Source organism: Brachybacterium sp. GPGPB12 (assembly GCF_038396325.1).
Taxonomy (GTDB): domain Bacteria; phylum Actinomycetota; class Actinomycetes; order Actinomycetales; family Dermabacteraceae; genus Brachybacterium; species Brachybacterium conglomeratum.
Window position 1 is genome coordinate 1,706,278 of sequence record NZ_CP149573.1, and the last position, 26,313, is coordinate 1,732,590.

24 protein-coding genes and 5 pseudogenes are annotated in these 26,313 nt (G+C 74.7%); 14 read left to right on the forward strand and 15 right to left on the reverse strand.

Annotated elements, in window-relative coordinates; genetic code table 11:
• Positions 1–249 precede the first annotated feature (249 nt).
• From WKH84_RS09930 to WKH84_RS09950, 5 genes are all read left to right on the forward strand, one after another.
• Entirely contained in the window at positions 250–1,416 is a 1,167-nt protein-coding gene (locus WKH84_RS09930; protein WP_341856510.1) for a hypothetical protein, read from the forward strand.
• Positions 1,417–1,542: 126 nt separating this feature from the next.
• Positions 1,543–2,619 carry a TadA family conjugal transfer-associated ATPase gene (locus WKH84_RS09935; protein ID WP_341856511.1) on the forward strand — a complete coding sequence of 359 codons (1,077 nt, stop codon included), beginning with the start codon at positions 1,543–1,545 and terminating at the stop codon, positions 2,617–2,619.
• A complete protein-coding gene (locus tag WKH84_RS09940) occupies positions 2,616–3,707 on the forward strand; it encodes a type II secretion system F family protein (protein ID WP_341856512.1) in 1,092 nt (363 codons plus the stop codon). The genes WKH84_RS09935 and WKH84_RS09940 overlap by 4 nt, the downstream gene beginning before the upstream one ends.
• Positions 3,708–3,824: 117 nt before the next feature.
• Entirely contained in the window at positions 3,825–4,025 is a 201-nt protein-coding gene (locus tag WKH84_RS09945) for a DUF4244 domain-containing protein (protein ID WP_010549540.1), read from the forward strand.
• Between the two features lie 67 nt (positions 4,026–4,092).
• Positions 4,093–4,755, forward strand: coding sequence for an Rv3654c family TadE-like protein (locus tag WKH84_RS09950; protein ID WP_341856513.1), 663 nt, complete (start codon positions 4,093–4,095; stop codon positions 4,753–4,755).
• A 62-nt stretch (positions 4,756–4,817) separates the two neighbouring features.
• Here WKH84_RS09950 and WKH84_RS09955 read toward each other — a convergent pair whose 3' ends face one another.
• On the reverse strand, positions 4,818–5,072 hold the full coding sequence (locus WKH84_RS09955; protein ID WP_341856514.1) for a hypothetical protein: 255 nt from the start codon (positions 5,070–5,072) through the stop codon (positions 4,818–4,820).
• A 146-nt stretch (positions 5,073–5,218) separates the two neighbouring features.
• Positions 5,219–7,665 (reverse strand): annotated as a pseudogene (locus tag WKH84_RS09960) (DEAD/DEAH box helicase).
• 323 nt (positions 7,666–7,988) lie between these two features.
• Between WKH84_RS09960 and WKH84_RS09965 the strand changes: the two are divergent.
• The 4 genes and pseudogenes from WKH84_RS09965 (at position 7,989) to topA (ending at position 13,169) form a co-directional block, all read left to right on the forward strand.
• Positions 7,989–8,891, forward strand: coding sequence for a methyltransferase (locus tag WKH84_RS09965; protein WP_341856515.1), 903 nt, complete (start codon positions 7,989–7,991; stop codon positions 8,889–8,891).
• 238 nt (positions 8,892–9,129) lie between these two features.
• Positions 9,130–9,384, forward strand: a complete 255-nt coding sequence (locus tag WKH84_RS09970) for a hypothetical protein (protein WP_341856516.1) — start codon at positions 9,130–9,132, stop codon at positions 9,382–9,384.
• Positions 9,381–10,364, forward strand: coding sequence for a phosphatase PAP2 family protein (locus tag WKH84_RS09975; RefSeq protein WP_341856517.1), 984 nt, complete (start codon positions 9,381–9,383; stop codon positions 10,362–10,364). The genes WKH84_RS09970 and WKH84_RS09975 overlap by 4 nt, the downstream gene beginning before the upstream one ends.
• Positions 10,365–10,465: 101 nt before the next feature.
• Positions 10,466–13,169, forward strand: a pseudogene (gene topA, locus WKH84_RS09980) (type I DNA topoisomerase).
• Between the two features lie 90 nt (positions 13,170–13,259).
• Here the strand turns inward: topA and WKH84_RS09985 are convergent.
• From WKH84_RS09985 to WKH84_RS10000, 4 genes are all read right to left on the reverse strand, one after another.
• The gene (locus tag WKH84_RS09985; RefSeq protein WP_341856518.1) at positions 13,260–14,168 is read right to left on the reverse strand and encodes a carbohydrate ABC transporter permease; all 909 of its coding nucleotides are present in this window, start codon (positions 14,166–14,168) and stop codon (positions 13,260–13,262) included.
• A complete protein-coding gene (locus WKH84_RS09990; RefSeq protein ID WP_341856519.1) occupies positions 14,165–15,034 on the reverse strand; it encodes a sugar ABC transporter permease in 870 nt (289 codons plus the stop codon). Before WKH84_RS09990 ends, WKH84_RS09985 begins: the two co-directional genes overlap by 4 nt.
• Before the next feature lie 111 nt (positions 15,035–15,145).
• Positions 15,146–16,090, reverse strand: coding sequence for an extracellular solute-binding protein (locus tag WKH84_RS09995; protein WP_341856520.1), 945 nt, complete (start codon positions 16,088–16,090; stop codon positions 15,146–15,148).
• A complete protein-coding gene (locus WKH84_RS10000; RefSeq protein WP_341856521.1) occupies positions 16,045–16,482 on the reverse strand; it encodes a hypothetical protein in 438 nt (145 codons plus the stop codon). The genes WKH84_RS09995 and WKH84_RS10000 overlap by 46 nt, the downstream gene beginning before the upstream one ends.
• A 387-nt stretch (positions 16,483–16,869) precedes the next feature.
• Here WKH84_RS10000 and WKH84_RS10005 point away from each other — a divergent pair, with 387 nt between their 5' ends.
• From WKH84_RS10005 to WKH84_RS10020, 4 genes and pseudogenes are all read left to right on the forward strand, one after another.
• A complete protein-coding gene (locus WKH84_RS10005) occupies positions 16,870–17,775 on the forward strand; it encodes a Gfo/Idh/MocA family oxidoreductase (RefSeq protein ID WP_341856835.1) in 906 nt (301 codons plus the stop codon).
• A complete protein-coding gene (gene tmk, locus WKH84_RS10010) occupies positions 17,772–18,563 on the forward strand; it encodes a dTMP kinase (RefSeq protein ID WP_341856522.1) in 792 nt (263 codons plus the stop codon). Before WKH84_RS10005 ends, tmk begins: the two co-directional genes overlap by 4 nt.
• A 56-nt stretch (positions 18,564–18,619) precedes the next feature.
• Positions 18,620–18,916: pseudogene (locus WKH84_RS10015) on the forward strand (DNA polymerase III subunit delta'); the annotation flags it as partial.
• A gap of 100 nt (positions 18,917–19,016) precedes the next feature.
• Complete coding sequence (locus WKH84_RS10020) at positions 19,017–19,079, forward strand: hypothetical protein (protein ID WP_341856836.1); 63 nt, start codon at positions 19,017–19,019, stop codon at positions 19,077–19,079.
• Between the two features lie 895 nt (positions 19,080–19,974).
• Here WKH84_RS10020 and WKH84_RS10025 read toward each other — a convergent pair.
• The 5 genes and pseudogenes from WKH84_RS10025 to WKH84_RS10045 all read right to left on the reverse strand — a co-directional run bounded on the left by WKH84_RS10025 (position 19,975) and on the right by WKH84_RS10045 (position 23,308).
• The gene (locus tag WKH84_RS10025) at positions 19,975–20,895 is read right to left on the reverse strand and encodes a DUF3027 domain-containing protein (protein WP_341856837.1); all 921 of its coding nucleotides are present in this window, start codon (positions 20,893–20,895) and stop codon (positions 19,975–19,977) included.
• Positions 20,856–21,029, reverse strand: coding sequence for a DUF3027 domain-containing protein (locus WKH84_RS10030; RefSeq protein WP_341856838.1), 174 nt, complete (start codon positions 21,027–21,029; stop codon positions 20,856–20,858). Before WKH84_RS10030 ends, WKH84_RS10025 begins: the two co-directional genes overlap by 40 nt.
• A gap of 162 nt (positions 21,030–21,191) precedes the next feature.
• Positions 21,192–21,578 (reverse strand): annotated as a pseudogene (locus WKH84_RS10035) (cold-shock protein).
• A 124-nt stretch (positions 21,579–21,702) separates the two neighbouring features.
• On the reverse strand, positions 21,703–22,656 hold the full coding sequence (locus WKH84_RS10040) for an NUDIX domain-containing protein (protein ID WP_341856523.1): 954 nt from the start codon (positions 22,654–22,656) through the stop codon (positions 21,703–21,705).
• Positions 22,544–23,308, reverse strand: coding sequence for an endonuclease III (locus WKH84_RS10045; RefSeq protein ID WP_341856524.1), 765 nt, complete (start codon positions 23,306–23,308; stop codon positions 22,544–22,546). Before WKH84_RS10045 ends, WKH84_RS10040 begins: the two co-directional genes overlap by 113 nt.
• An 88-nt stretch (positions 23,309–23,396) precedes the next feature.
• Here WKH84_RS10045 and WKH84_RS10050 point away from each other — a divergent pair, with 88 nt between their 5' ends.
• A complete protein-coding gene (locus WKH84_RS10050; protein ID WP_341856525.1) occupies positions 23,397–24,074 on the forward strand; it encodes a Crp/Fnr family transcriptional regulator in 678 nt (225 codons plus the stop codon).
• Positions 24,075–24,244: 170 nt separating this feature from the next.
• On the opposite strand, the gene WKH84_RS10055 is transcribed toward WKH84_RS10050, so the two are convergent.
• The 4 genes and pseudogenes from WKH84_RS10055 to WKH84_RS10070 form a co-directional block, all read right to left on the reverse strand.
• Positions 24,245–24,985 carry an MBL fold metallo-hydrolase gene (locus WKH84_RS10055; RefSeq protein ID WP_341856526.1) on the reverse strand — a complete coding sequence of 247 codons (741 nt, stop codon included), beginning with the start codon at positions 24,983–24,985 and terminating at the stop codon, positions 24,245–24,247.
• A gap of 91 nt (positions 24,986–25,076) precedes the next feature.
• Positions 25,077–25,582 (reverse strand): annotated as a pseudogene (locus tag WKH84_RS10060) (RidA family protein).
• 4 nt (positions 25,583–25,586) lie between these two features.
• Positions 25,587–25,757, reverse strand: a complete 171-nt coding sequence (locus tag WKH84_RS10065) for a DUF4177 domain-containing protein (protein ID WP_341856527.1) — start codon at positions 25,755–25,757, stop codon at positions 25,587–25,589.
• A 36-nt stretch (positions 25,758–25,793) separates the two neighbouring features.
• Entirely contained in the window at positions 25,794–26,096 is a 303-nt protein-coding gene (locus tag WKH84_RS10070) for a WhiB family transcriptional regulator (protein ID WP_341856839.1), read from the reverse strand.
• Positions 26,097–26,313 lie beyond the last annotated feature (217 nt).

Below are 26,313 nucleotides of genomic sequence, written 5' to 3' on the forward strand. Positions count from 1 at the left end.
GCATCAGGATCAGGCGTACACGTGAAGCGACTGCGGTGACGCTGTCGACGTCTCACAGCCGGTCCGTTGCGGGGACCAGTCGTACGTGGGTTCCGATGCCGGTATCCGTCGTGGTGCATCTCACACTACCCGCCCGGAGGGGAGGACGCAAGGACCCTCGTCCCGGCGACCTCTCCTCCACAGACCCCGTCCGTCCACCGTCGCGCCGACGACCTGTCGCACTCCGCCCGTGCTCGCCACGATGGCGGCATGACCAGCACCATCGCCTCCGCCGCCGACCGCTCGCCGAGCTCTGCAGGACCCGAGCGGACCTCAGCTCCCGCCTCCCTCGACCCCTCCCCGGCCCGCGCGCCGAGACGGGCCCGCTCCCGCTTCCCGGGCGCCGGGCAGGACCGCGCCGGGAGCCCCGGGAGGCCCTGTCGGGGTGTCCGATGGGTGGGACCGGAGGGTCCCCTGCGGGAGCTCGTGGCGGACCATGCCACGGCGGCCGGCTCCTGGCTCCTCGAGGATCCCCACGAGACGGCGGGTCGCACCGTCGTCCCTGCCGACGCCCTCCGCGACGGCGCGCCCCGCTCCCCCGGCGCCGCCCCGGGCCGTGCCCCGCTGATCGTCGTCCTCGCCGCCGAGCAGGTGCCCGCCGAGCTGTGGCCCCTCGCGCTCGAGGCCGGTGCCCTCGCGGTCCTGCCGCCGCCCTCGGCCTCGGAGGAGCCGCTCTCGCGCCTTGCCGAGCTCACCCGCACCCGCTCGGGCGCCCGTCTGATCGGCGTGACCGGAGGGTGCGGCGGGGCCGGCGCCTCGAGCTTCGCCGCCCGGCTCGCCGGGGCCGCGCGCCGCCACGGCCCCGTGGCGTCGCTGGACGCGGATCCGCTGGGCGGAGGGCTCGACCTGCTGGTCGAGGCGAGCGGCGCCCCGGGCCTGGACTGGTCGCAGACCGCGTCGCTCGGCGTCGACGACGGCGAGGCCCTGCGCTCGGGCCTGCCGCGCATCGACGAGGTGCATCTGCTCGTGGCCGGGGAGAGGCCCGGACCCGACCAGGAGGACCTGCCGCGCGTGCTCGCGGCGCTCGGCCCTCTCGACGGCACGGTCGTGGTGGACCTCGCCGCTGCGCTCGTCCCCTGCGCGATCCCTCACCTGGACGAGCTCCTGCTGGTGCCGCCCGCGAGCGACCATGCGGTGCGGTCCGCCGCGCGACGCCTGCGGGAGTGGTCGCCGCCGGCCGGGCTCACGAGAGCGGTGGTGCGCCGCGGCGGCGGGCTCTCCGCCGCCGATGTCGCCGAGGACCTGGACCTCCCCCTCGCCGCCTCCTTCCGCGACAGCCCCCGCGGCACGGTCCCGCCGCTGGACGTGCGACGCCGAGGTGCGGATCGCGCCACCCGTGAGCCGCTCGCCGAGCTCATGATGCAGGGGCCGGCATGAGCGGCCGGAGCAGGGACGAAGGCTCCCTCGACACCCTGCTCGCGGGAGTGAGGGAGGACCTGGTGCGCTCCCCCGGCGCGGTGGACGTGCCGCGGATCGCTCGGGTGCGCGCGCGCCCAGGGGCGGGTGCTGGGTGCCGCGGCGACCCTCGAGCTGACCGCGCGGGTGCGGGACCACGTCGACGGCCTCGGCCCCCTGCAGGGGCTCATCGCCCCCGGGGTCACGGACCTGCTGGTCAACGACGACGGGACGGTCTGGGTGGACGACTCGGGCGGGCTCCGTCCCGCGGGGCTCCGCCTCACCGCCGGCGAGGCGAGGGATCTCGCGGTGCGCCTGGCGACCTCCGGCGGTCGTCGCCTCGACGATGCAGTGCCCTGGGCCGATGCGCACCTCCCCTCCGGGATCCGCTTCCATGCCGTGCTCCCTCCGCTCTCCCCGGGCGGGGCGATCCTCTCGCTGCGCCTGCCCTCGCGGGACCGCCTGGACCTCGACGATCTCGAGCGTCTGGGGGCGCTGACCCCCGCTGTGCGGGAGGTGCTTCGCGCGCTGGTCCGCTCCCGGGTGCCCTTCCTGGTCACGGGCGGCACCGGCACCGGGAAGTCGACGCCGCTTGCCGCGATGCTCCACGAGGCCCTGCCGCAGGAGCGCATCGTCGTGGTCGAGGACGTGCTCGAGCTCGCCGTGGACCACCCCCATGTCGTGCACCTGCAGTCGCGGCACGCGAACAGCGAGGGCGCGGGCGCCGTCGACCTCATCGCGCTGGTGCGGCAGAGCCTGCGCATGCGGCCGGACCGGATCGTGCTCGGGGAGTGCCGCGGCGAGGAGATCCGCGAGCTCCTGCAGGCGCTGAACACGGGGCACGACGGCGGGCGCGGCACGGTCCACGCGAACACTGCGGCGGACGTCCCCGCCCGGCTCGAGGCGCTCGGCGCCCTCGGCGGGCTGGACCGGGGCGCGCTCGCCGCGCAGGTGGCGAGCGCCCTCGAGGTCGTCGTGCACCTGGGCCGACGCGACGGGCCGCGCGTGCTGGAGGAGATCGCCGTGCTCTCGCGCGGAGGGGACGGGATGCTCACCGCCCGGACCGCGGCGCGCTCGCAGGGCGGGACGCCGCGGGAGGGGCCGGCCGCGGAGCATCTCGCCTCCCGCCTGCATCACGGGGCGGGCGCGGGGCCCGCCCGGGCAGCGGGACGGAGGGCGGCATGATCCGCGTCCTCGCCGTCGGCGCCCTCGCGCTCGTGCCGCTGTGGGTGCTCGTCCCGCCGGCGCTCCCCGCCGGAGCGCCGGTGAGGGCCTCCCGGCCCCGCCGCGCTTCGTCCGGTCCGCTGGACCTGGCCCGCACGGTCGAGCGGCTCGCGAGCGTGATCAGCTCCGGGGCGAGCATCCGGCAGGGTTGGGGTGCGCTCGCGCGCGCCCTTCCCGACGGGGACCTGCGGGATCTGGCCCGCGCCTCCGCCGCCGGAGCGGATCCGCGCCGCGCGGCGGGCGGACGGTCGCGCGGAGCGCCGACGGTCGCCTCGCTGGGCGCCGCGCTCGCGGTGTGCGAGCGGACGGGCGCCCCGGCCGCCGTGATGCTCCAGCACCTCGCCGACGCCCTGCGCGACCTCCACGACGCCGCGCAGGCGCGGCGCGCCGCCTTCGCGGGCCCGCGCTCGACCGCCCGGATCCTGCTCGTGCCGCCGCTGACCGGACTGGGCCTCGGCATGCTCCTGGGCGGCGACCCGCCGCGGCTCCTGGTCGCCTCGACCTCGGGACGGCCGCTCGGCGGGGCGGGGATCGGCCTGACGGTGCTGGGCTGGTGGTGGATGCGCCGCCCGCCGCGCGCCGCCGACCCTCCCCTGCGCACGGAGGTGGACCCGTCGGTGGCGCTCGAGCTGATCGCCGGGGCGCTCGAGTCGGGGTCGCCGCTGTCCCGCGCCCTCGCCGCGGTCGCCGCAGCCCTGCCGGGAGGGACGGACGCCGAGGCGATGCGGGCCGTCGCCTCCGCCCTCGCCGCCGGGGCCCCTGCACGGCTCGCGGTCGACGCGCTCCCCGCGGAGCTCGACGCCCTGGGACGCTCCGCCGTGCTCGCGGAGGAGACCGGCGCGGATCTCGCGAGGGTGTCGCGCTCCGCGGCGCGGGACGCCCGGCGCGGCCGCGCCCGGGACGCCGAGGTGCGCGCCGCCGAGCTCGCCGTCCGCCTCGTCGCGCCCACCGGAGCGGCGCTGTCGCCGGCCTTCGTCGCCCTCGGCATCGTGCCGACCGTGATCTCCCTGCTGGGCGGCACCCTCTCCCTCACCTCCGGCGGAGCGTGAGGCCACGGATCACCGGGAAGGTCCCGGTCCGTCGTCCCCGCCCGGGGACGGCGTCGGCGGCGGGAGCCGCCACCGCGGGACGGCGAGCGCCGCCCCGCAGAACGAAGGAGGAGCACCATGCACTGCACGAGGAACCGACTGCGCCGCACCCTCGCCCGCCGCTGGCGGGACGAGACCGGCGCCTCCACCGCCGAGTACGCGATCACCGTGCTCGCGGCCTGCGGCTTCGCCGCCGTCCTGGTCGCCCTGCTGGCGTCCGGGGAGGTGCGGACCCTGCTGATGGGGATCATCACCTCCGCCCTGTCGATGGGGTCGTGATGATGCGGTCCGCCCGGTCGTCCCGCCTGCGGGACGACCGGGGTCCGCCACGGCGGAGACGGCGATCGTGCCGCCCGTCGTGGTGGTGATGGTGGTGGTCGTCTCGCTGACCGGTGCGGGCCTGGCCTCCCAGCTGAGACTCGAGAGCGCGGCGCGCGGCGCGGTGCGGGAGCTCGCCCGGGGAGGGGAGACCGCGGTGGCGGTCGAGGTCGCGGAGCGGATCGGCGGGGAGGGCACGGCCGTGTCCGTCTCGAGCTCCGGCCAGTGGGTGCGGGTCGAGGTGACGCGCACGCCGCACGCCCCCGCGGGGCCGATGTCCACCGCGTCCTGGTCCCTCAGCGCCGACGCCGAGGCACGGCTCGAGCCGCAGCCTGCTCGAGGGAGGGACGCCATGAGCACGTCAGGCGCGTCGGTGCTGGCCTGGACGGGGACGACGACCACGGTGGTGGCCGCCCTCGCGGCGCTGGGCGGCGGGGTGCTCGCCCGGGCCGAGGCGGGCACCGCCGCGGATCTCGCCTCCCTCGCGGGCGCCGATGCGCTCGCGGTCGCCCATCCGCACCCCTGCCGGGTCGCGGCGGAGACGGCCGAGCGCAACGGCGCGACGCTCACCGGATGCGAGCAGCGGGAATGGGACGTGCTCGTCCGGGTCGAGGTCAACGCCGGAGCGCTCCCCTCCGCGGTCGCGGAATCGAGGGCGGGCCCCGGACCGTCGGAGGTCCCGGAGACGTGAGCGAGGACGGGCTCCGCACGAGACGAAGCCCCCGACGCCACGGCGACCTGCGAGCCAGCGACCTACCGGACGGCGGACCTCGCGGCTGGGCCGGGTCCCGCGGCGGGGACCGCCTGCCCGGCGCGCCGTGCGGCCCAGGCGGTGACCCGCTCCAGCGGGCCGCGCCCCTTGAGCGCGGACCAGGCGGTGCAGTCCACGAGCGACACCACGGCGGAGGCGACCCAGACGCGGTTGTCCGCGATCCATCCGCCGGGGCCGGCGAGCACGACCAGGGAGACCAGGTGCACCGAGTAGGCGGTCAGCGGCATCGATCCCATCGCCGACAGCGGCAGCGAGCCCCCAGCGCAGGGGTCACGCGATCAGCAGCAGCCCTCCGATCAGGGCCAGCGCGATCCCGCCCGAGCGGAAGATCTCCAGCGTCGAGCCGGAGTGCGGCGTCAGCGAGATCACGGACTCGCCGAGCTCACTCCTCGAGCAGTCCCAGGAGCCGCACGGCCTGCGCCTTCGACAGGGGCTCGTTGCCGTTGCCGCACTTCGGCGAGACCACGCAGGCCGGGGCGACCCGCCTCGCGGCCGCACTCGGCGATCATGTCCGCCGTCGCCCGCACCCACGCGGCGGCATCGTCGGCCCCGCGCTCGGCGAAGCCCGCGCCGCCCGGCGCCCCGTCGTACACGAAGATCGTCGGCGCCCCGGTGTCCTCGTGCTCGGCGGCGGAGAGCCCGCCGATGTCCCAGCGGTCGCAGGTGGCCAGCGGCGGGAGCATCGAGATCGCGGCGTGCTCGGCGGCGTGCGCGCCCCGGGCGACTCCTCGGCGGGGATCTCGGCGGCGTCGGTGCGCTCGCGCGGGACCACCCACCACACCGCCTTGGTGGTCAGGGTGCGCGGCGGCAGGTCCAGCGGGTGCTGGGCGAGGACGGCCTGCGTGAACACGTCCCGCACCTGGTAGCCGGTGACCTGGTCGGTGACGTCCACGGTGCCGAAGCACAGCCGCACCCCGTCCTTCCAGGGCACCTCGCGGTCCACCTGGCGGATCCGGAGCGTCGAGGCGGACTGCGGATGGGTGGAGTGCAGCGGGTCCTCCCGTCGCACGAAGGCGACGGCCTGGTCCACGTCCAGTCTGTTCACCACGTAGCTGCGGCCCTGGTGGAGGTACACCGCGCCGTCGTGGACCTGGGTGTGGGCGCTCGCGGCATCGACCGTGCCCAGCGACTCCCCGCCCGCCTCTTCGACGATCCGCACCGGCTCCCCGCCGCCGCCGCGCAGGTCGGTGAGCTCGTGCGCGGACTCGCTCAGCGTCCAGTACCAGCCGGTGGCGCGGGAGCGGAGCACGCCGCGGGCGGCGAGGGTCGTGGCGGCTCCCGCGCCGTCGGCCCGAAGATCTCCTCCTCGCCGTCGCGGATCGCGAGCTCGGAGGCGGCGGCGCACAGGTGCGGGGTCATCACGTAGGGGTTGGCGGGATCGAACACGGCCGCCTCGACCTCGGCGCCGAACACCGTCTCGGGGTGGTGGACCACGTAGGTGTCCAGCGGGTCCTCGCGGGCGACGAACAGGGCCAGGGAGCCGCCGTCCGAGTCCTGCCGGCGGCCGGCGCGGCCGAACTCTTCGCCACAGCGAGGCGCGGGTGCCGGGCCAGCCGGCGACGACCACGGCGTCCAGCCCCGAGATGTCGATCCCGAGCTCGAGGGCGTTGGTGGAGGCCAGGGCCCGCGGCTCGCCGCTGCGCAGGGAGTCCTCGAGCCCGCGTCGCTCGCGGGCTAGATAGCCGCCGCGATAGGCGGCGATCCGGCCGCGCGGCATCGGCCAGGCGCGCATCGGCGCTCTCCTCCGCCTTCTGCCCCAGCAGGCGCCGCGCCCCGGTGGAGACGAGCTCCGCCCCGCGCCGCGAGCGGGCGAAGACGAGGGTCTGCACGTCCCGCTCGACGAGATCGGCGAGCGGCGCGGCGGCCTCGCTGGTGGCCGAGCGGCGCGGCGGCTCCTCGCGACGGCCCTGCCCGTCCCCGTCGGGACCCTCGACCTCCTCGCCGCCGTTCGCGTCGCGGCCCGGCTCCTCCCACCGCGCCGGGTCGCCGCGGCCGTTCACGCGGGTGCGCGTGCCCGGCTCCCACAGCCCGATCGTGAGCCCGGCCCGGGGCGAGCCGTCCTCGGTGACCGCCTCGACGTCCCGTCCGATCAGCCGCGAGGCGGACAGCTCCGGGTTCGCGGTGGTGGCGGAGGCGAGCACGAAGGTGGGATCGGCCCCGTACCGCGCGGCGATCCGGCGCAGGCGCCGCAAGCACCATCGACACATGGTCGCCGAACACCCCCCGGTAGCTGTGGCACTCGTCGATCACCACGTAGCGCGGCGCCCGGAAGAAGTGGGCCCACTGCTCGTGCCCGGGCAGGATCCCGAAGTGGAGCATGTCGGGGTTGGTGAGCACCACGGTGCCGTGGCGGCGCACCCAGCGGCGCCGCTCGGCCGGCGTGTCCCCGTCGTACACGGCGATGCGGGCGTCGCGGATCCCGGCCCCGTCGGCGAGGGCGGTGATGTTGGTGAGCTGGTCCGCGGCGAGCGCCTTGGTGGGCGAGAGGTAGAGCACCGTCGCGCGGGGCGCCCCGGGGTCGATCTCCCGCGCCCCGATCGCAGTGAGGGTCGGCGACAGGTAGGCGAGGGACTTCCCGGAAGCGGTGGCGGTGGCGAGCACCACGTCCCGGCCGTCATGCGCCAGGCGCGCCGCCTGCTCCTGGTGGACCCAGGGGGCGGTGATGCCGCGCTCGGCGAGGTGGAGGACCAGGCGCGGATCGGTCCACTCCGGGAAGTCGCCCCGTCGGCCCTCGCGGGCGGGCCGCCGCTCGACGTGGGTGAGGCGACCGTGGCGGATCAGCGGTGCGCTGAGGTCGGCGAGCGGCTCCGAGGCCCTGCCTGCCCGCATCCCTCACCGTCCTCCCGCGTCCCCACAGGGTCTGCGCATTCTCCGCACGTCCTCCCCGGAATCCTCCGGGCGCGCTGGGGCACAATCGTAGCCATGCCCGCCACCACCCCGGAGCACGCACCGGCCGCCGCCCCGACCGTCCTGACCCCGGAGATCGAGGCCCTCGGCACGGACCTGCGCGAATCCCGCTACGTCACCGAGCACCTCGAGGAGGTCCTCGGCGCCGTCGCCTCCGCCGCCGCGCGCGTCGCGAGGACCCGGCGCCGGCCCGTCGCCGGCTCGCCGAGAGCACCGATCCGGCCACGACGCTCCTGGCCCTGTTCGTGCTCGGCGAGACCCTGCCGGGGGCCAGGGTCGCCGCGGCGCCGCCCACCCTCGGCCTCGAGGGCGCGCGGCGGCTCGGCCTGCTCGCCCCCGCCGACCGCCCCGCCGGCGACCGGCCCACGGCCGACGGGCACGATGGGCACACGGCCGACGGGCCCGCGGCCGGCGCTCCCTCCGTCCGCGCCCTCGTGGATCTTGCGCCCTACGCCGCCGAGGACGATGCCGGCCCCGTCCACTGGTGGATCGCCTCGGACCTCTCCGAGCTCGCGACCGGCGCCCCGCTCTCCCCGAGCACGTCCTCGGCGTGGGCGGCGCCTCCCTCACCCTGGCCCGGATCACGCCCCGCACTCCGGTCGGCCGGGTGCTCGACCTCGGCGCGCGGCGGCGGGATCCAGGCGATGCACGCCTCCCGCCACGCCGAGCACGTCGTGGCCACCGACCTCTCCGAGCGCGCCCTCGCCTTCGCCGCCTTCAACGCGGCGCTGAACGGGATCGAGCTCGACCTGCGCCGCGGCTCCCTCCTCGAGCCCGTCGTCGGGGAGGTCTTCGACCTCGTCGTCTCCAACCCGCCCTTCGTGATCACGCCCCGCGCGGACGACGACGAGCACGACCCCTGGACCTACCGCGACGGGGGCCGCGCCGGCGATACCCTGCTCGCCGAGTCGCTCGCACAGCTCCCCGCGCACCTCGCCCCGGGCGCGAGCGCCGTCATGCTCGGCAACTGGGAGATCACCGACGAGGAGGACGGCTTCGCGCATCCGCGGGCATGGCTCGAGCCCGCCCTCACCGACGGGGTCGACGCCTGGGTGCGCAGCGCGACCGGGAGGACCCCGCCGAGTACGCCGGGACCTGGGCCCGCGACGGCGGGATCACGCCGCGCGATCACCGCTGGGACGCGCTGATCGACGCCTGGCTGGAGGACTTCGCCTCCCGCGCGGTCGAGGGCATCGGCTTCGGCTACCTGCTGCTGCGCCGCCCCGACGCCGGCCGACGCGGCCTGCGCGCACCGAGCTCGCGACCGGCACCGGCGGCGGCACCCTCTCGGAGCACCTGGCCGCCTCCCTCGCCGCGCTCGACCGTCTCTCCGCGCTGGACGACGAGGCGCTCGCCGCGACCCGCCCCGTCCGCGCCGAGGACGTCGTGGAGCGCCGTCACCTCACCCCCGGCCAGTGGGACCCGCTCCTCATCGAGCTGGTGCAGGGCGCGGGCCTCGCCCGCACCGTGCCCGCAGACCAGGCGCTCGCCGCGACCGTCGGCGCGCTCGACGGGACGCTCACCCTCGGCCAGGTGATCGCCGCGGTCTGCGCCCTCACCGACGCGGACGTCGAGGAGACCCGTGCCCGGATCCTGCCCGCCGTGCGCGAGCTCGCGCTGACGGGGATGGTGACCCTGTGACGGCGCCCGAGGCCCTCCCCGCGGCGGAGCCCGCACCGCCCTCCCCCGTCGGCCTCGCCCGGCCGCTGCTGTCGCTGCTGGTCGCCGCTGTGTGCGGCGCGGCGGTGGTGCTGATGGCCCGCGGCGCGGTCGGCACCGCGAGCGGTCAGCGGCTGGACCAGCTGACCCTCTCCGGCTCCCGGAACCACGACGGCCTCCTCTCGCGGATCACGGAGCTCGCGGTGGAGACGGTGAGCATGCCGGTGATCATCGCCCTGCTCGCGCTCACCGCCGTGATCGCGCCGCTGCGACGCCGCCCCGCGGCGCTGTCGCCGCTGGCCTCGCTCGTGCTCGGCGCGAACCTCACCACCCAGGTGATCAAGCACCTGCTGGTCAGCCGCGAGGTGCTGGGCCCCGGCATCGAACCGACCACGAACTCCTTCCCCTCCGGCCACTCCACCCTCGCGGCGACGACGATGATCGCGCTCGTGCTCGTCGCCGGACGGGCCCGGCCGCTGGTCGCCCCGCTCGGCCTGCTGTGGAGCGGCGCCGCCGGCATCGGCACCCTCGTCACCGGATGGCACCGGCCCAGCGACGTGATCGGTGCGATCGCGGTCAGCGCCGCCTGGACCTTCCTCGTGCTCGGGGTGGACGGGTCGCACACGAGGCGGCGGCGGGCGCGCCGCGCCGCCGCGCACGCCGGCCGGGGGCGGCGACGTCGCGGACGCGCCCTCCGCCAGGACGTGCCGCGCCTGCCGCGGGCCGAGCTGGCCTGCGCCCTCGTGCTCGGCGCGATCGGCGTTGTCGGCCTGGTCGCCGGCGCCGCGGGCATCGCCGGCCTCCCCCTCCCGCTGGACCTCGCCGACCGGGCCTCGCAGCTCGCGGCCTTCCGCGCCACCGGCGCCGTGATCGCCGGCGCGACCGCCGCCTGGGTGGCGCTGGTCCTGGTGCCGCGCACGCCGAGCGTCCTGCGGACACCTCCGGCGGAGCGTGTACCGTGAGCAATCGCCGCGCACCGAGTCAGCGCGCGGCGGAGATGCGACCCCGCGACGGGGCGTGACGTACGGCCGCGAGCGACGCGGCGAGGAAGGACGCAGGCGACGTGACAGGCGGACGGCATCTGGTGATCGTCGAGTCCCCGGCGAAGGCACGGACCATCGCCCGATATCTGGGCGATGAGTACGACGTCAAGGCGTCGGTGGGCCACATCCGCGACATCCCCGTGCCCCGAGACCTGCCCGCCGAGATGAAGAAGGGGCCGTACGGGAAGTTCGGCGTCGACGTCGAGGGCGGCTTCGACCCGTACTACATCGTCAGCCCCGACAAGAAGAAGACCGTCGCCGAGCTGAAGAAGTCCCTCAAGGACGCCGACACCCTCTACCTCGCCACCGATGAGGACCGCGAGGGCGAGGCGATCGCCTGGCACCTGCTGGAGACCCTCAAGCCCAAGAAGTCCACGCCCGTCAAGCGCATGGTGTTCCACGAGATCACCAAGGACGCGATCCAAGGCGCGCTGGAGAACACCCGCGACCTCGACGTGCACCTCGTCGACGCGCAGGAGACCCGCCGCATCCTGGACCGCCTGGTCGGCTTCGAGCTCTCCCCCGTGCTGTGGCGCAAGATCAAGCCGTCGCTGTCGGCCGGGCGCGTGCAGTCCGTCGCGACCCGCCTCGTGGTCGAGCGGGAGCGGGAGCGGATGGCCTTCGTCGCCTCCGACTACTGGGACGTGACCGGCACCTTCGGCCCCGACGCCGAGCAGTTCACCGCGAAGGTCCAGACCGTCGACGGCGCCCGCGTCGCCACCGGCAGCGACTTCGCCGACGACGGCACCCTCAAGCCCCGCTCGAAGAGCGCGACGATCCTCACCGAGGCCTCCGCCCGCGAGCTCGTGCAGGTGCTCGGCTCCACCCCGGCGACCGTCACCTCGCTCGAGTCCAAGCCGTACACGCGCCGGCCCGCCGCCCCCTTCACCACCTCCTCGCTGCAGCAGGAGGCCAGCCGCAAGCCGCGCCTCGGCGCGCGCCAGGCCATGCGGGTGGCGCAGTCGCTGTACGAGAACGGCTACATCACCTACATGCGCACCGACTCGGTGACGCTCTCGGGCGAAGCGATCCGCGCCTCCCGCGCCCAGGCCTCCGAGCTCTACGGCTCCCAGTTCGTGCCGGACAAGCCCCGCGTCTACACGAACAAGTCGCAGTCCGCGCAGGAGGCGCACGAGGCGATCCGGCCCGCCGGCGACCACTTCCGCACCCCGGCGGACGTCGCCGGGCGCCTCTCCGGCGACGAGTTCCGCCTCTACGAGCTGATCTGGAAGCGCACCGTCGCCTCGCAGATGGCCGACGCGAAGGGCACCACCTCCACCGTCGAGCTGAAGGTCGAGAACGAGGGCCGCGGCCGCGACCTTCCGCGCCGCCGGCACCGTGATCACCTTCCGCGGCTTCCTCGCCGCCTACGAGGAGGGGCGCGACGCCTCCCGCTACGGCGACGACGACAAGGGCGACGACAAGCGCCTGCCGCAGATGGAGGAGGGCCAGACCCTCCCCACCCGTGAGCTGGTCCCCGACGGGCACACCACCACCCCGCCCCCGCGGTACACCGAGGCCTCCCTTGTCCGCGCGCTCGAGGACCGCGGCATCGGCCGTCCCTCGACCTACGCCTCCACCGTCGCGACGATCCAGGACCGCGGCTACGTCGCGCGCCGCGGCACCGCGCTGGTGCCGAGCTGGACCGCCTTCGCGGTGGTGCGCCTGCTGGAGGAGCACTTCGGGCCGTTCATCGACTACGACTTCACCGCTCAGATGGAGGCGCGGCTTGACCGCATGGCCCGCGGCGAGCTGGGACGCGCGGACTACCTGCGCGACTTCTACCTCTCGGACGGCTCGGGCGATGCCCCCATCGGGCTGAAGCCCATGGTCGACGACCTCGGCGAGATCGACGCCCGCGCCATCAACTCGATCGACATCGGTGAGGGGATCACCCTGCGCGTGGGCCGCTACGGCGCCTACGTCGAGCAGTATCCGACCGACGAGGAGGGGAACGTCGTCGAGGGCGCGGACCCGCGCCGCGCGAACGTCTCCGACGAGGTCGCACCCGACGAGCTCACCGTCGAGAAGGCGAAGGAGATGCTCGAGCGCGCCAAGGACGACGGGCGCGTGCTCGGCACCGATCCCGACACCGGCCACGAGATCATCGCCAAGGACGGCCGCTACGGCCCCTATGTCACCGAGGTGCTTCCCGAGCCGGAGGAGACCGACGGCAAGAAGGTCCCGAAGTCGAAGCGACCGAAGCCCCGCACCGGCTCGCTGCTGAAGTCGATGGACCTCTCGACCGTCACGCTCGAGGACGCGCTGAAGCCGCTGAGCCTGCCGCGCGTGGTCGGCACCGCCGCGGACGGCACCGAGATCACCGCCCAGAACGGCCGCTACGGCCCGTACCTGAAGAAGGGCACCGACTCCCGCTCGCTGGAGACGGAGGATCAGATCTTCTCGATCACCCTCGAGGAGGCCGAGAAGATCTACGCCCAGCCCAAGACCCGCGGCCGCGCCGCGGCGAAGCCCCCGCTGAAGGAGCTCGGCACCGACCCGACCTCGGAGAAGCCGATCGTCATCAAGGACGGCCGTTTCGGCCCGTACATCACCGACGGCACCACCAACGTCTCGCTGCGCGCGACGGAGAAGGTCGAGGAGATCACGGAGCAGGTCGCGATCGAGAAGCTCGCGGAGAAGCGCGCGAAGGGACCGGCGAAGAAGCCCGCCGCCCGCCGCACCACGACCACGCGGAAGAAGAGCACCTCCGCGAAGAAGTGACCGACGCCGGCGGCCCCGCTCCCCGGAGCGGGGCCGCCGCGCTGTCCGGGCGCCGAGGGCCGGCGCGAGCGCCCGTCGGCGCTCAGCCCGTCACTTCACCGACCCGGCGGCGAGGCCGCCGATGATGCGGCGCTGGAAGACCAGCACCATGATGATCAGCGGCACCGTCACGATCACCCCGGCGGCCATCTTCGTGCCGTAGGGGGTGTCGAACTGCGAACTGCCGGTGAACTTCGAGATCGCGACGTTCGCGGTCTGCATCAGCGGGCTGTTCACCATGGTCAGCGCGATGAGGAATTCGTTCCACGCCGCGATGAAGGTGATGATCGCAGTGGTGAACACGCCCGGCGCCGCGAGCGGGAGGATCACCCGCGCGAAGGCGCCGAAGCGCGTGGTCCCGTCGACCATCGCCGCCTGCTCGAGCTCGACCGGCAGTCGCCGGAAGAACGCGTTGAGGTTCCACACCGCGAGCGGCGGCGCGAAGGAGATCGTCGGCAGGATCATCGCCTGATAGGTGTTGATCCAGTTCACCGGGAACCAGTCGTAGCCGCCGCTGAACAGCTTCAGCGGCGGCACCACGAGCGTGACGACCGGGAACATCGAGGTCGCCACGATCAGGAACATCACCGCCACCTTGCCGCGGAAGTCCAGCCGGGCCAGGGCGTAGGCGCCGAACACGCCCAGCACGAGCACCAGCGGCGTGGTGCCGCCGGCGACGATCAGGGAGTTCAGCGGCGCCCGGGCGAAATGGTTGGACGGATCGAAGACCGCGGCGAAGTTCTCGACGCTGATCGGGTTCGGGATCAGCTCCGTGGAGCGGCCCTCGGAGGGCCGGCGCGGCGCGGAGACGATCATCCAGTAGAACGGGGCCAGGCAGTACACCAGAATGAAGGCGATCCCGAGGCCGACGATCACGGTGCCGACGGTGCGGCCCCGGGGTTTCTTCGGCCGCGACACCTCGCCGGTGCGGGTGCGGACCTCGCCGGTCGCGGCGCTCATGGCAGACTCCCTTCGCTGGTGGGGCGGAGCCGGCGGGCGGTGCGGCGGCTCCGGGCGGGGCGGTCCCTGTCCCCGATCACGTCGGCGCCCAGCGGCTTCACGAAGAGGAAGGCGACCAGGCAGATGTAGGCGAACAGGACCATCGAGTAGGCCGAGGCCATGCCGAAGTCGGTCTTGGAGGCCGCATCGGTGGCGAGCATGGACAGGGTCTGGCCGGAGCGCAGGCGCCCCAGCAAGACGTAGGGCAGGTCGAACATGCGCATCGCGTCCAGCGACCGGAACAGCACCGCGACCACGAGCACGGGTCGCACCAGCGGCGCTGTGATCCTCCAGAAGGTCTGCCAGCGGTTCGCGCCGTCGACGGTCGCCGCCTCGTAGACCTGCCGGTCGATGGTCTGCGACCCGGCGAGGGTGAGCGACCCGATGTAGGGCGCGGTCTTCCAGATGTCGGCGATCAGCACGGCGGCCTTGGCCTGCCAGCCCTCGGTGGTCCACAGCACCTGGTAGCCGATGAGGCGGTTGGCGATGCCGTTCGCGTCGAAAATCAGTCGCCACATCAGTGCCGAGACGACGGTGGGGATCGCCCAGGGCACAAGGATCGAGGCGCGCACGAGACCGGTGGCCCGCGGCCCCTTGGCCATGATCAGCGCCATCGCGACGCCGAGGACGGTCTCGATGCTCACCCCGACCACGGTGAACAGCGTCGTGTTCCAGAAGGCGTTCCAGAACCCGGCACCGGCGCCCGCGCCGGTGAACGCCTGGGCGTAGTTCTCCAGCCCCACGAAGGTGTCGCCCTGCTGGATCAGCCCGGTGGTGGGGTCGATGCCCTTCCCGGTCTGCATCAGCGACTGCCAGGCGGAGAGCACCAGCGGGAAGCCGACGACGAGGGCGAGCGAGCACCAGGGTGGGCAGGAGCAGGAGGTACGCCATCCTGCCCTCGCCCCCGCCCGCCCTGCGCCGAGGGACGGCCACGACGGTCATCCCTCCGCGAGCTCGCCCAGTCGCGTCTGCAGGCGCGTCATCGCCGCCTCCGCCTCGGTCTCCCCGGAGAGGCGACCGTAGGCCGCTTCCTGGATCGCCTGGGTGACGTCGCCGTAGTTCACCACCGCCGGCCGGTCGCTGCCCTGGTCGATCGCCTCCTTGAGCTGGGGCAGGAACGGGAAGGCATCGAGCATCTCCTGGTCCTCGTAGACCCCGGCATTGGCGGGGGCCTGCGAGGTCGCCAGGCCCCAGTCCTTCTGCTGGGCCGCGTCGACCATGAAGGCGATGAAGTCCACCGCAGTGCCCTTGTTCTTCGCGAAGGCGCTGATGGCGAGGTTCAGGCCGCCCAGGGTGGTGCTTCCCGGGCCGTCAAATCCGGGCACGAGGCTCGCGACCATCTTCCCGTTGACCTTCGAGGAGCCGTCCTCGGCCTGGCCGAGCGCCCAGACATAGGGCCAGTTCTGCAGGAACGCGAGCCGGCCATCCTGGTAGGCCTGCCGGGACTCCTCCTCCTTGTAGGTCAGCGCCTCCTGGGGGATGTATCCCTTGTCGAAGCCGTCGCGGACCGCCTGCAGGCCCATGATCGCCTCGGACGAGTCGGCGTGCGGCTCGCCCTGGTCGTCGAAGAGCTCCCCGCCGGCGGAGGCGACCAGGCTCGAGGTCTGCACCGTCAGCCCCTCGTACTTCGAGTACTGGGAGCCGAAGCCGAGCGGCTCCGGGTCGTCCTCCTGCGGCGTCTCGATCGCGGCGTACATCTCCTCGAAGGTCTCCGGCGGCCCGTCCAGCCCGGCCTTCTCCAGCAGGTCGGTGCGGGAGAACAGCGACTGGGCGTTGGTGGTGAAGGGGACGCCGTAGAGCTTGTCGAAGTAGGTGCCGGTGACGACGGTGGAGGGGATCAGCTCGTCCAGGGGGAAGCCGTCCTGGGGCGCTCGACGACCCACTGATTGGCGGCGAACTCGGCGGTCCACACCACGTCGAGGCCCAGCACCGTGTAGGCGTCGGACTTCGCCTGGGCGTTGTTGAGCATCTGCTGGCGCCGCTCGTCGGCGGACTCGGGCGACTCGATGAGTGTGACCTCCTCGTCAGGATGCTCGCTGTTCCAGGACTCGAGGAACTCGGCGAGCTTTCCGGTCGTGTCCTTGCCCTTGGCCAGGGTGATCGGGCCGCGCTCCTCGAAGTCGGCGGCGGAGGCGCCGGTGCCGCCGTCGCCGCCGCCGTCACCGCCCCCGGAATCGGAGGAGCAGGCCGCGAGGGCGGCGGCCGCCGTGGCCACACCGCCGACGGCGAGGACGGAGCGACGGCGGGGAAGCGGGCGCGCAGGGGTGGTGTTCATGTCGAGACTCCTTTGTTCGCACGGTGACACCTGGTGTCGTGGTCAGAGTACTCCCAGGGGCGCGGTGATCCTGCTCACACCGGACGTCCGGGCACTGGTCAGCCGGATCGGCGCCGCGGACCACCTCCACCGCTCCCGTCCCGCACCGGCACCGACGGCACGGGCGGCCGCGTCCACAGCCCGACCCCGGCCTGTCGGCCGGACCGATAGATTGGACCCCATGAGCCAGACCGACGAGACCAGCGGCGTCGACGAGCCCGCCCTGGTCCTGCCCGAGTCCGCCGTCCCCGATCCGGCCTCGGCGCCGAGTCTGCGCTGGGGCGTGGTCTCCCCGGCCACATCGCCGGCCAGTTCACCGACACCGCCCATCGGGCGACGGCCTCGCGCATCGTCTCGGTCGTCTCCCGCTCCGCAGAGCGGGCCGCGGCCTTCGCGGCCGAGCACGGTGCGGAGCGCTCCTTCGACAGCGTCGAGGGCATGCTCGCCGCGGGCGGCATCGACGCGGTGTACATCGCCTCCCCGCACGCCCAGCACCACGAGCTGGCCCGCCCGGTGCTCGAGGCAGGCGTGCCGGTGCTGGTGGAGAAGGCGTTCACCCTGAACACCGCGCAGGCCCGCGACCTGCTCGACCTCGCCCGGGAGCGGGGCGTGTTCGCCATGGAGGCGATGTGGGCGCGCTTCCTGCCGCAGTACGACCTCGCTGCGCCGCGTGATGGAGGCCGACCTGCTCGGCGAGATCGTCGAGGTCGCGACCGACCACGGCCAGGCCATGCCCACCGACCCCTCCCACCGCATGAACGCCCCCGAGCTCGGCGGCGGGGCGTCGCTGGACCTCGGCGTCTACCCGATCTCCTTCGCGCAGATGGTGCTCGGCGATCTCGAGGACCCCGTCGTGCGCGGGGAGCTGACCCCCACCGGCGTCGACGCGACGCTCGGCCTGCTCGCCCGGGGCGCGCGCGGCGGGTTCGCGCGGCTCGGCACCACGCGCGCACCCGCACCCCGGCCGAGGCGGTCGTCGCGGGCACTGCCGGCACGGCCCGTCTGACCGGTCCGTTCTACGCCCCGGGCACTCTCACCGTCGAGTCGCTCGACGGCCGTTCCGCGTCCTTCGAGCATCCTGGCGCGCCCGGCGACGGGATGGCCTACGAGATCGCGGAGGCCGCCCGACGGATCACCGCCGGGGAGCTCGAGTCCCCGCTGATGAGCTGGGCGGACACCCTGTCGGTGATGGAGACGATGGACGCCGTCCGCGCCGCGCTCGGCGTCGTCTACCCCGGGGAGGAGGGCGCATGAGCCGCACCGAGCCCGCTCCCGCGCCGCACGAGGACGCCCTGCAGGCCGCGGCACGGCACGCACCGGCGCCGCACAGCACCTCCCTGCGCATCCCCGCGACGCACCCGCCCCGCCGCGGCGTGTTCATCTCCTTCGAGGGAGGGGACGGCGCCGGGAAGTCCACCCAGATGCGGATGCCGCGGGACCACCTGGTCACCGAGCGCTCCGTCGCCGAGGACCTCATCCTCACCACCCGGGAGCCGGGCGGCACGCCGCTCGGCGAGAGCATCCGCGAGCCGCTGTCGCACGGCGAGCACGTCGAGCCCCGCGCGGAGGCGCCGCTGTACGCGGCGGATCGCGCGCACCACATCGCGACCGTCGTCCGCCCCCACCTGGCCCGGGGCGGGCTCGTGCTCGGGGACCGGTATCTCGACTCCTCCGTCGCCTACCAGGGCGCCGGGCGCGAGCTCTCGCCGGAGGAGATCGCGGGGCTGTCGCTGTGGGCGGTCGACGGGCCGCTGCCCCATCGCACGATCCTGCTCGACGTGCCCACCAGCGCCCTGGACGAGCGGCGCGGGCCCGCCGGAAAGGACCGCCTGGAGAGCGCGGGCCTGGAGTTCCACGAGGCGGTGCGCGAGGAGTTCCTCGAGCTCGCCCGCGCGGATCCCGAGCGCTACGCCGTGATCGACGGGACCCGCCCGCGCGAGGAGGTCCATGCGGAGGTGCTCGCCTCCGTCGCCGAGGTGCTGAGCCTGTTCGACCCGACCTTCGAGCCGGTGCCCCCGCCCCGGCACAGGGACGAGCAGTGACCGCGGTCGCGCAGGCGACCGGGACCCCGCACGCGCCCGGGGTGTGGGCCGACGTCGTGGGCCAGGACGCGGCGGTCGCGCAGTTCCGCCGCGCCGCCTCCCCCGAGGGGTCCCTCGCCCAGGCCTGGCTGATCACGGGCCCGCCCGGCTCCGGCCGCTCCACCGCGGCCCGGGCCTTCGCCGCGACCCTGCAGTGCGAGCAGGGCACCGGGCGCGGGCAGTGCCCGGCCTGCCGCACCACCCTCGCGGGGACGCATCCCGATGTCACCGTCGTCGCCACCGACAAGCTCTCCATCGCGAAGGAGGAGGTGCGCTCGCTGGTGATGACCGCACAGCGCGCCCCCGCCACCGGCCGACACCGGGTGCTGATCGTCGAGGACGCGGACCGCATGACCGCGGGCACCTTCAACGCCGCTGAAGTCGATCGAGGAGCCGCCGCCGTCGACGGTGTGGATGCTGTGCGCCCCCTCGGCCGAGGACCTCGCCCCCACGATCCGCTCCCGCGCCGCCTGGTGACGCTCACGGTCCCGGACTCCGACGTGGTCGCGGAGCCGCTGCGCCGCCGCGACGGGATCGAGGACCAGCTGGCACTGCGTGCGGCGCGCGCCGCCCAGGGCCACATCGGTCTCGCGCCGCGCTATGCGACGCAGGAGGGGGCGCTCGGCGCGCGGGTGGAGTCGGCGCGCACGCCGCTGACCCTGCGCACCGCCGGCGGCGCCGTGCTCGCCGCCCAGGCCCTCGTCGAGCGGGCGACCGCCGAGGCGAAGGAGCACGCGGACCAGGTCGCGCTCGAGGAGAAGGAGCGCTTCCTGCGCTCGGCCGGGATCGACGACGGGAAGGTGCCGCCCTCGCTCCGCTCCCAGATGCGCCAGCTCGAGGAGGACGCCAAGCGGCGCCAGACCCGTCTGGTCCGTGACGTGCTGGACCGGTACCTGCTGGACGCCCACTCGGTCGCGCGCGACGTGCTGAGCCGCCAGCTGGCCACCGGGTCGGAGCTGGTGAACGTCGACGTGACGGACGAGATCGAGCAGGCCGCCGCGAACGGCACGGGCCGCTCCACCCTCGCGCCGCTCGAGGCCGTGCAGGAGGCCCGTCAGCGGATCGCGGGGAACGTGCCGCCGCCGCTCGCGGTCGAGGCGGCCGCTCGCCCGGATCGCCGTCTCCCAGCGCTGACCCCGCCGGGCACCGGGCCGGATCCGCCTCGCGCCCCCGGAGCACGTCCCACGCCCGGCCCGGTCCCGACCTCCCCCGCCTCGGCCCGGCGCCCCTGCCCCGCGCGGCCCCGCCCTGGCCCGGCGCACCTGCTCCGGTTCAGGGGGTTACCGCGAAGTCATGAGCGCCCCTGTTCCGGTTCTGGAACAGGGGCGCACATGACATGCAGGGCGTCGGTCCGCGGGGCCGACGCTGAGGATCAGTCCTCGGGAGAGTCCGCCTCGGGGATGTCGAAGGACAGGGCCGGGTGCTCCGTAGGGGCCTGCTCCTGCGCGGCCTGCTCCGGCTCGGCCGGCGCGGGCTCGGCGTCGGCCGCCGGCTCCGTCCCGGCGATGTCCTGCGCGGTCGTCGTCTGCTCCGGCTCCTGGACCGGAGCGGGCTCAGCGGGCGTCGACGCGTCCGCGGACGGGGCGGGCTCAGCCGCCGGCTCGACGAGCGCGACGTCCGCCGGGGCGGAGCCGCTCTCGGCGTCCGAGCCCTCGACCCGAGCAAGACCCTCGGCCTGAGTCTCAGCCTCAGCGTCAGTGCCGGAGTTCCCGGCATCCGGGCCCTCGGTCTGAGCGGCATCCTCGGCCGCGTCGCCGTCGGCCGGTGCGGTCGTGTCCGCCGCGGCCTTGTCGTCGTCGACGACCTCGACGTCGAGCTCGTCGACGATCACGCCCGCGCCGCGGGGGATCTCGGGCTCGCCGTCGTCCTGCCCGGTCTCGGAGTGGGCGCCGCGGCCGTAGCCGAGGTGGACCACGCGGCCGTCGGCCGGGGACCACTCGTTGGTGCACACGCCGAACTCGGAGCGCAGCGAGCCGGAGAGCTTCATCAGGAATCCGCGGCTGGTGCGGCTCGCGGGGACGGTGCCCTTGCGCCCGCGGGAGGAGGTCTGGCGGGGGCCGAACTCGCCGGCCTGCCAGCGCTCGGCGGCCTCGCCGCGGCCCTCCTGCGAGAGCACGCGGGGGCGGCCGAGCCCCAGCTCCCAGAGGGCGACGCGGTCCTCGTCCTCGTCGCCGGTGGCCTCGTAGCCCTGCTCGAGCCGCTCGTCCTGCTCCCGGTAGGGCAGCAGGTCGTCGGCGCCGACGTCCTCAGGCTTCAGACGCTCGGACCACGGCTCCCAGGCGGGGGCGAGGATCGCGTCCTCGCCCGGCGGCGCAGCGCGGTCTCGGCGACGGTCGCGGCCTTCGCACGGGAGGCGCGGGCCAGCACGACCACCCAGGACCAGCCGCGGTAGCCGGGCATGGTGCACTCGAAGACGTGCGTGACCAGCCGCTCCCCCGTCGCCTCGACGCGGAGGTGTTCACCGACCTGTCCGGGCTCGGTGACGTCCTCGAGCGCCTCGCGGGCGAGCTCGACGGCGACCGCTGCGACCGCGTCGAGCTTCGGACGTGCGGTGCGGGGACGGCGGGGGCGGTGGTCGGGGACGTCATCTCAGGCCTCGAAGTTGTCGGCGACGGCTCGCAGCACGGTGGCGATCTTCTGGGAGTGGCCGCGATCGGGGTAGCGGCCGTGGCGCGCCCGGTGCCGGCGTCGTCGAGGAGCCGGATCAGGTCCTCGACCATGACGGCGAGGTCCTCGGGCTTCTGGCGGCGGGCGCGGGCGACCGACGGCGCGGGCTCGAGCAGGCTGCAGGGAGAGCACCTGCGGGCCGCGGCGGCCGTCGACCATGTCGAACTCGACGCGGGCGCCGGGGCGGAGGGTCGTGACCCCCTCGGGCAGGGTGGTGGCGTGCACGTACACGCTCTGACCGTCCTCGTCGTCGAGGATGAAGCCGAAGCCCTTCTCGGCGTCGTAGAACTTCACCTTGCCTCGTGGCACCTGGATCCCATTCCTCATCTGGTGGTCGTCGTGGGGCGATTCTCGGATCCCGGGCGCGTGCGGGCCGACGTGCCGGCCGCCTCCACCCGGGAGGTCGCCGGAGCGGGTCCGGCAACACTCCATGCTATCGCGAGCAGGCCGGCGGCGGCGAGCGGGTTCCTGCGAGGTGACGACGGCCACCGCAGGGAACGACAGGACGGCGCGGGCAGGGCCCGACAGGCCGACGGCGCAGCCGCGCGACGCCGCACGACGGGACGGCACTGCCCCCGCTCAGCGCCGGCGCTCGGGCGGGATCTCGCGGGTCGGGGCGTCGGCCGGGACGGGCTCGAGGCCGAGCCCGGCGAGGACCTGCTCGAGGATCATCGCCGTGAAGCCCCAGACGAAGGCGTCCTCGGGCGACTCGAAGACGGGGCCGACGTCGTGCCCGTTCAGCCGGCCGCGTCGGCGCGGCGCGGCGTCGTCGAGGGAGTCGCTCCCGGTCAACGGCGCCCACACCAGGCGCTCGACCTCGACCGGGTCCTGCACCCCGAGCGGCGGGACCTCGGCGGACCAGCTCAGCACCGGGATCACGAGCCGCGCCCCGCCAGGGCATCGGGATCGGGGCGAAGGCACCCAGCACGTGCGCGTCGGCGGGGTCCAGCCCCGTCTCCTCCTGCGCCTCCCGCGGCGCGGTGTGCACATCGTCGCGGTCGCCGGGGTCGCGCTTCCCTCCGGGCAGGGAGAACTGGCCGGGCTGGGAGCGCAGGCGGTGGCCGCGCTCCTCGAGGACGAGCCGGGCGTCGGCCAGATCCGTGCCGGCGACGTGGATGAGCACGGCGCGCGCCGCCCGCCGTCGGTCGGCATCGGAGGGGAGCCGCGTCCGTCCCGACGGGCCACGAGCACGTCCCCGCGCCGGGCCCGCTCGGCGAGCGGGGCGAGGAAGCCGGCTCCGTCGGGGAGCCCCTCGGCCGACGGGACGGCCGTGCTCATGCCGCCTCCCCCGCGCTCGGGCAGAGGTCGGCCAGCACGCACTCCCCGCGCGGGGCGCCCGCGCCGTGCAGACGCGGCGGCCGTGGAGGATCAGGCGCGGCCCGAGCATCGTGAGGTCCTCGGCGTCGGCGCCCGTGCCGTCGGCCTCCACCCGCGCCAGGACGTCCTCCTCGACCGTTCGCGGGTCGGTGGCCGTCGTCCAGCCGAGCCGGCGCGAGAGCCGCCCCACGTGCGTGTCCACGGCGAGCAGGGAGTGGCCGAACCAGGCCCCGCGGACCACGTGCGCGGTCTTCCGGCCGACGCCGGGCGCCCGCTCGAGCGCGGCCTGGTCGTCGGGCACCTCCCCGTCGTGGTCCACGAGCAGCCGCACGGGAGAGGCCGATGATCCGACGCGCCCGGGTCGCACCCATCCCGAGCGGGCGCACCTGCTCGGTGACCGCGTCCTCGTCGGCCTCGGCGAGAGCGGCCGGGCCGGGCCAGCGGGAGAACAGTCCGGGGGTGACCTGGTTGACGCGCACATCGGTCGTCTGCGCGGAGAGCACGGTCGCGACCAGCGACTCGAAGGCGTCGCGGTGGTCGAGCTCGGTGCGTGCACCGAGGTGGAGGCGCTCGAGCCGGGCCGCGACGAGACCCGCGTCGGCGGGGGCCCCGGAGGCGGCCGCGGCGGGGCGCGGGGGACGACCTGCTCGACATGCCGGAGACGTCTCCCTTCCTCGGAGATGGGCCATGACGCCGCGAGCGCGATAGTGTTTGACCATCATGTGACAGCCGCCACCGCTGAACGTGGCGTCCGCCACAGGTTGTACAGCACGGTCCCGGAAGATCGGGACCCCACATCCAGGAGGTTCCGTGGACGAGAACATCGTACGGTCGTCGCCGCTGTTCGCCGCGCTCGACGAGGACGGCAAGCAGGCGGTCCTGGCGTCGATGAAGCAGGAGGACTACCACCGCAGCGCCATCATCTTCCGTGAGGGCGATCCGGGCGACCGGCTCTTCATCATCGGCACCGGCAAGGTGAAGGTCGGCCACGCCTCGGGCGACGGCCGCGAGAACCTGCTCGCGGTGCTCGGCCCGGGCGAGACCCTCGGCGAGCTCTCCCTGTTCGATCCCGCGCCGCGCAACGCGACGGCCACGGTCGTGGCCGAGTCGACCCTGTACTCCCTCTCGCAGCAGGACCTGTACCGCGTCCTCGCGCGGCGTCCGGAGGTGGGCCGCCACCTCCTCGCCTCGCTCGCGCGCCGTCTGCGCAAGACCAACGAGTCCCTCGCGGACCTGGTCTTCGCCGATGTGCCCGGTCGCGTGGCGAAGAACGTGCTCGACCTCGCCCAGCGCTTCGGCCGTCAGACCGACGACGGCGTGATGGTCGCCCACGGCCTGACCCAGGAGGAGCTGGCCCAGCTGGTCGGCGCCTCCCGCGAGACGGTGAACAAGGCCCTGGCCGACTTCGCCTCTCGCGGCTGGATCCGGCTCGAGGCCCGCGCCGTCCTCATCGCCGACGTGGAGCGCCTGCGCCGCCGCGCCCGCTGAGGCGGGCCCGGGCATCTCGCGCAGACGCCCGACGCCCCGCCCGCGCTCGAACGGCCCTCCTCCCCGCGCGGGGAGGAGGGCCGTTCGAGCGCCCGGGGCACCCGGGACGACGGCGCCGCGCCCGGAGTCCGCGGCCGCGGGGGCGACCCGGCGCAGCGACGCGCGCGGGGTCAGCGCTCCCGGGCGAGGTGGTCGAGGGTGGCGCGGAGGTTCCAGCGGGCCGCGTCCTGCAGCCGCTCGGGCAGGTCCGGGCCGTAGACCACGCGCAGCGACCGATCGAGGGTGAGCACCCCAGCGGTGCGGGCGCGCCGCACCTGATCGATCCGTCGCCGGCGGTGCGCGATCGTCTCCTCGAGGACGGCGAGCACCTCCAGCGGGGAGTCGACGGACGGGCCGTGTCCGGGGAAGAACGCGCTGATCCGCCCGTCCTCGGCGAGGGCGTGGAGGATCGCGAGGGACTGCAGGTACTCGGTGAGCGAGCCGCCGTGGTCGGGCACGATCACCGTCGAGGAGCCGCCCAGGAGCGTGTCGCCGGTCAGCATCCGCCCGCCCTCCACCAGCAGGCCGACGGAGTCGGAGGTGTGCCCGGGCAGGTGGATGACATGTCCGACGGTCCCGTTGTCGCCGATCAGCGTCGCGGGCAGCGGGCGCGAGCCGGGCACGGCGGACTGATCGGCCGCCCACAGCGGCACCTCCCGGCCGCGCGGGCGGTGAGTCGCCGGGCGAGGGTCGCGGCGCCCGCAAGCATGGTCCGCGTGCCGGTGGGTGACCAGCACGCCCTCCGGCCGGGCGTCGTCGCCGCAGGTGAGAAGCGACTCGGCGAGGTGCTCGGGGTCCTTCGGGCCGGGGTCGACCACCCACACCTGGTCATCGTCGCGCAAGACGTGGCTGTTGGTGCCGGTGAGCGTCATGGGGCCGGGGTTGTCGGCCCGCACCACGATCAGCTCGACCGCCGGGGCGTCGGGAGCCCGCGCCCGAGATGCTCGTCCATCGCGGCCCCGCTCAGGCGGTGGGGGCGAGAGACGCGGAGAGCTCGACGACGAGCTCGAGCTCGACCGGAGCGTCAAGGGGCGCGACGGCCACGCCCACGGCGGAGCGGGCATGGCTCCCGGCCTCCCCGAAGACCTCGCCGAGCAGGGTGCTCGCGCCGTTGATCACGGCGGGCTGTCCCGTGAACGAGGGATCGGAGGCGACGAACCCGGTCACCTTCACGATCCTGACCACCTGGTCGAGGTCGCCCACGAGCGCCTCCACGGCGGCGAGGGCGCCCAGGCGGCAGATCTCGGCGAGCTCGGTGGCCTGCTCGGCCGTGACCTCGGCGCCGACCTTGCCGGTGCGCGGCGCGCCCCGTCCACGAAGGGCAGCTGCCCGGAGGTGTGGACGTGGGAGCCGGTCCGGACGGCCGGCACGTAGGCGGCCACCGGGGCCGCGACCTCGGGCAGAGCATGCCCGAGCTCGGCGAGGCGGGCGCGGGTGCGGGGGCCGCGCGCCGGGACGGCGTCGATCATCGGCTCAGCCCTCGCCCCGGGGGCGCTTGAGATAGGCGACCAGGTTCTCCGGGTTCGGCCCCGGCACGACCTGGACCAGCTCCCAGCCCTCGTCGCCGTAGTTGTCCAGGATCTGCTTGGTCGCGTGGATCAGCGGCGGGACGGTCAGGTACTCCCAGCGGGTGAGTGTGCTCATGGGACGAGCCTACCCGGGGAGCCCGGTCCGAGGAGGTCAGCCGCCGACGGCCTGCTGCTCGGCACGCCGCAGCAGCGCAGACCAGTCGCTGACGTGCGGGTGGCGGCGCAAGAGACGTCGCCGCTCCCGCTCGGTCATGCCGCCCCAGACGCCGAAGTCGACGCGGTTGTCGAGCGCGTCGGCCAGGCACTCGGTGCGCACCGGGCACGCGCCGCAGGCCGCCTTGACGGCGTGTCGCTCCGCGCCCTGCACGAAGAACCCGTCGGGATCCATCGTCACGCAGGCGCCGCGGGCGGCCCAGTCGCTGTCGCCGGTGAAGGCGCTTCCCCCGATGGTCATTCTCCATCCCCTTCCGTCTTCCGGATCGACCTTGATCCGTTCCTCGCCCCACTGTATGGAGACGGTCGCCACATGGCAAAACGCGCGATGCTCCATGACGGCGGCCGGAGCCCGTGCTAACGCGCACATGAGCCCGTCGCGCCGGGGCAGGTCACGGCGCGGCATCGGCTTCGTGAAGATTCCGCGCGCGCGGCCTGCCTGATGGCCGCTCCGGGGA

Excerpts from the sequence above, each read along its gene's own strand:
- WKH84_RS09930 (WP_341856510.1), top strand. The coding sequence starts at position 250 with ATGACCAGCACCATCGCCTCCGCCGCCGACCGCTCGCCGAGCTCTGCA.
- WKH84_RS09940 (WP_341856512.1), top strand. The coding sequence starts at position 2,616 with ATGATCCGCGTCCTCGCCGTCGGCGCCCTCGCGCTCGTGCCGCTGTGG.
- WKH84_RS09945 (WP_010549540.1), top strand. The coding sequence starts at position 3,825 with ATGCACTGCACGAGGAACCGACTGCGCCGCACCCTCGCCCGCCGCTGG.
- WKH84_RS09955 (WP_341856514.1), bottom strand. The coding sequence starts at position 5,072 with ATGGGATCGATGCCGCTGACCGCCTACTCGGTGCACCTGGTCTCCCTG.
- WKH84_RS09985 (WP_341856518.1), bottom strand. The coding sequence starts at position 14,168 with ATGAGCGCCGCGACCGGCGAGGTCCGCACCCGCACCGGCGAGGTGTCG.
- WKH84_RS10000 (WP_341856521.1), bottom strand. The coding sequence starts at position 16,482 with ATGAACACCACCCCTGCGCGCCCGCTTCCCCGCCGTCGCTCCGTCCTC.
- tmk (WP_341856522.1), top strand. The coding sequence starts at position 17,772 with ATGAGCCGCACCGAGCCCGCTCCCGCGCCGCACGAGGACGCCCTGCAG.
- WKH84_RS10040 (WP_341856523.1), bottom strand. The coding sequence starts at position 22,656 with ATGCTCGGGCCGCGCCTGATCCTCCACGGCCGCCGCGTCTGCACGGCG.
- WKH84_RS10045 (WP_341856524.1), bottom strand. The coding sequence starts at position 23,308 with ATGATGGTCAAACACTATCGCGCTCGCGGCGTCATGGCCCATCTCCGA.
- WKH84_RS10055 (WP_341856526.1), bottom strand. The coding sequence starts at position 24,985 with ATGACGCTCACCGGCACCAACAGCCACGTCTTGCGCGACGATGACCAG.
- WKH84_RS10065 (WP_341856527.1), bottom strand. The coding sequence starts at position 25,757 with ATGAGCACACTCACCCGCTGGGAGTACCTGACCGTCCCGCCGCTGATC.
- WKH84_RS10070 (WP_341856839.1), bottom strand. The coding sequence starts at position 26,096 with ATGACCATCGGGGGAAGCGCCTTCACCGGCGACAGCGACTGGGCCGCC.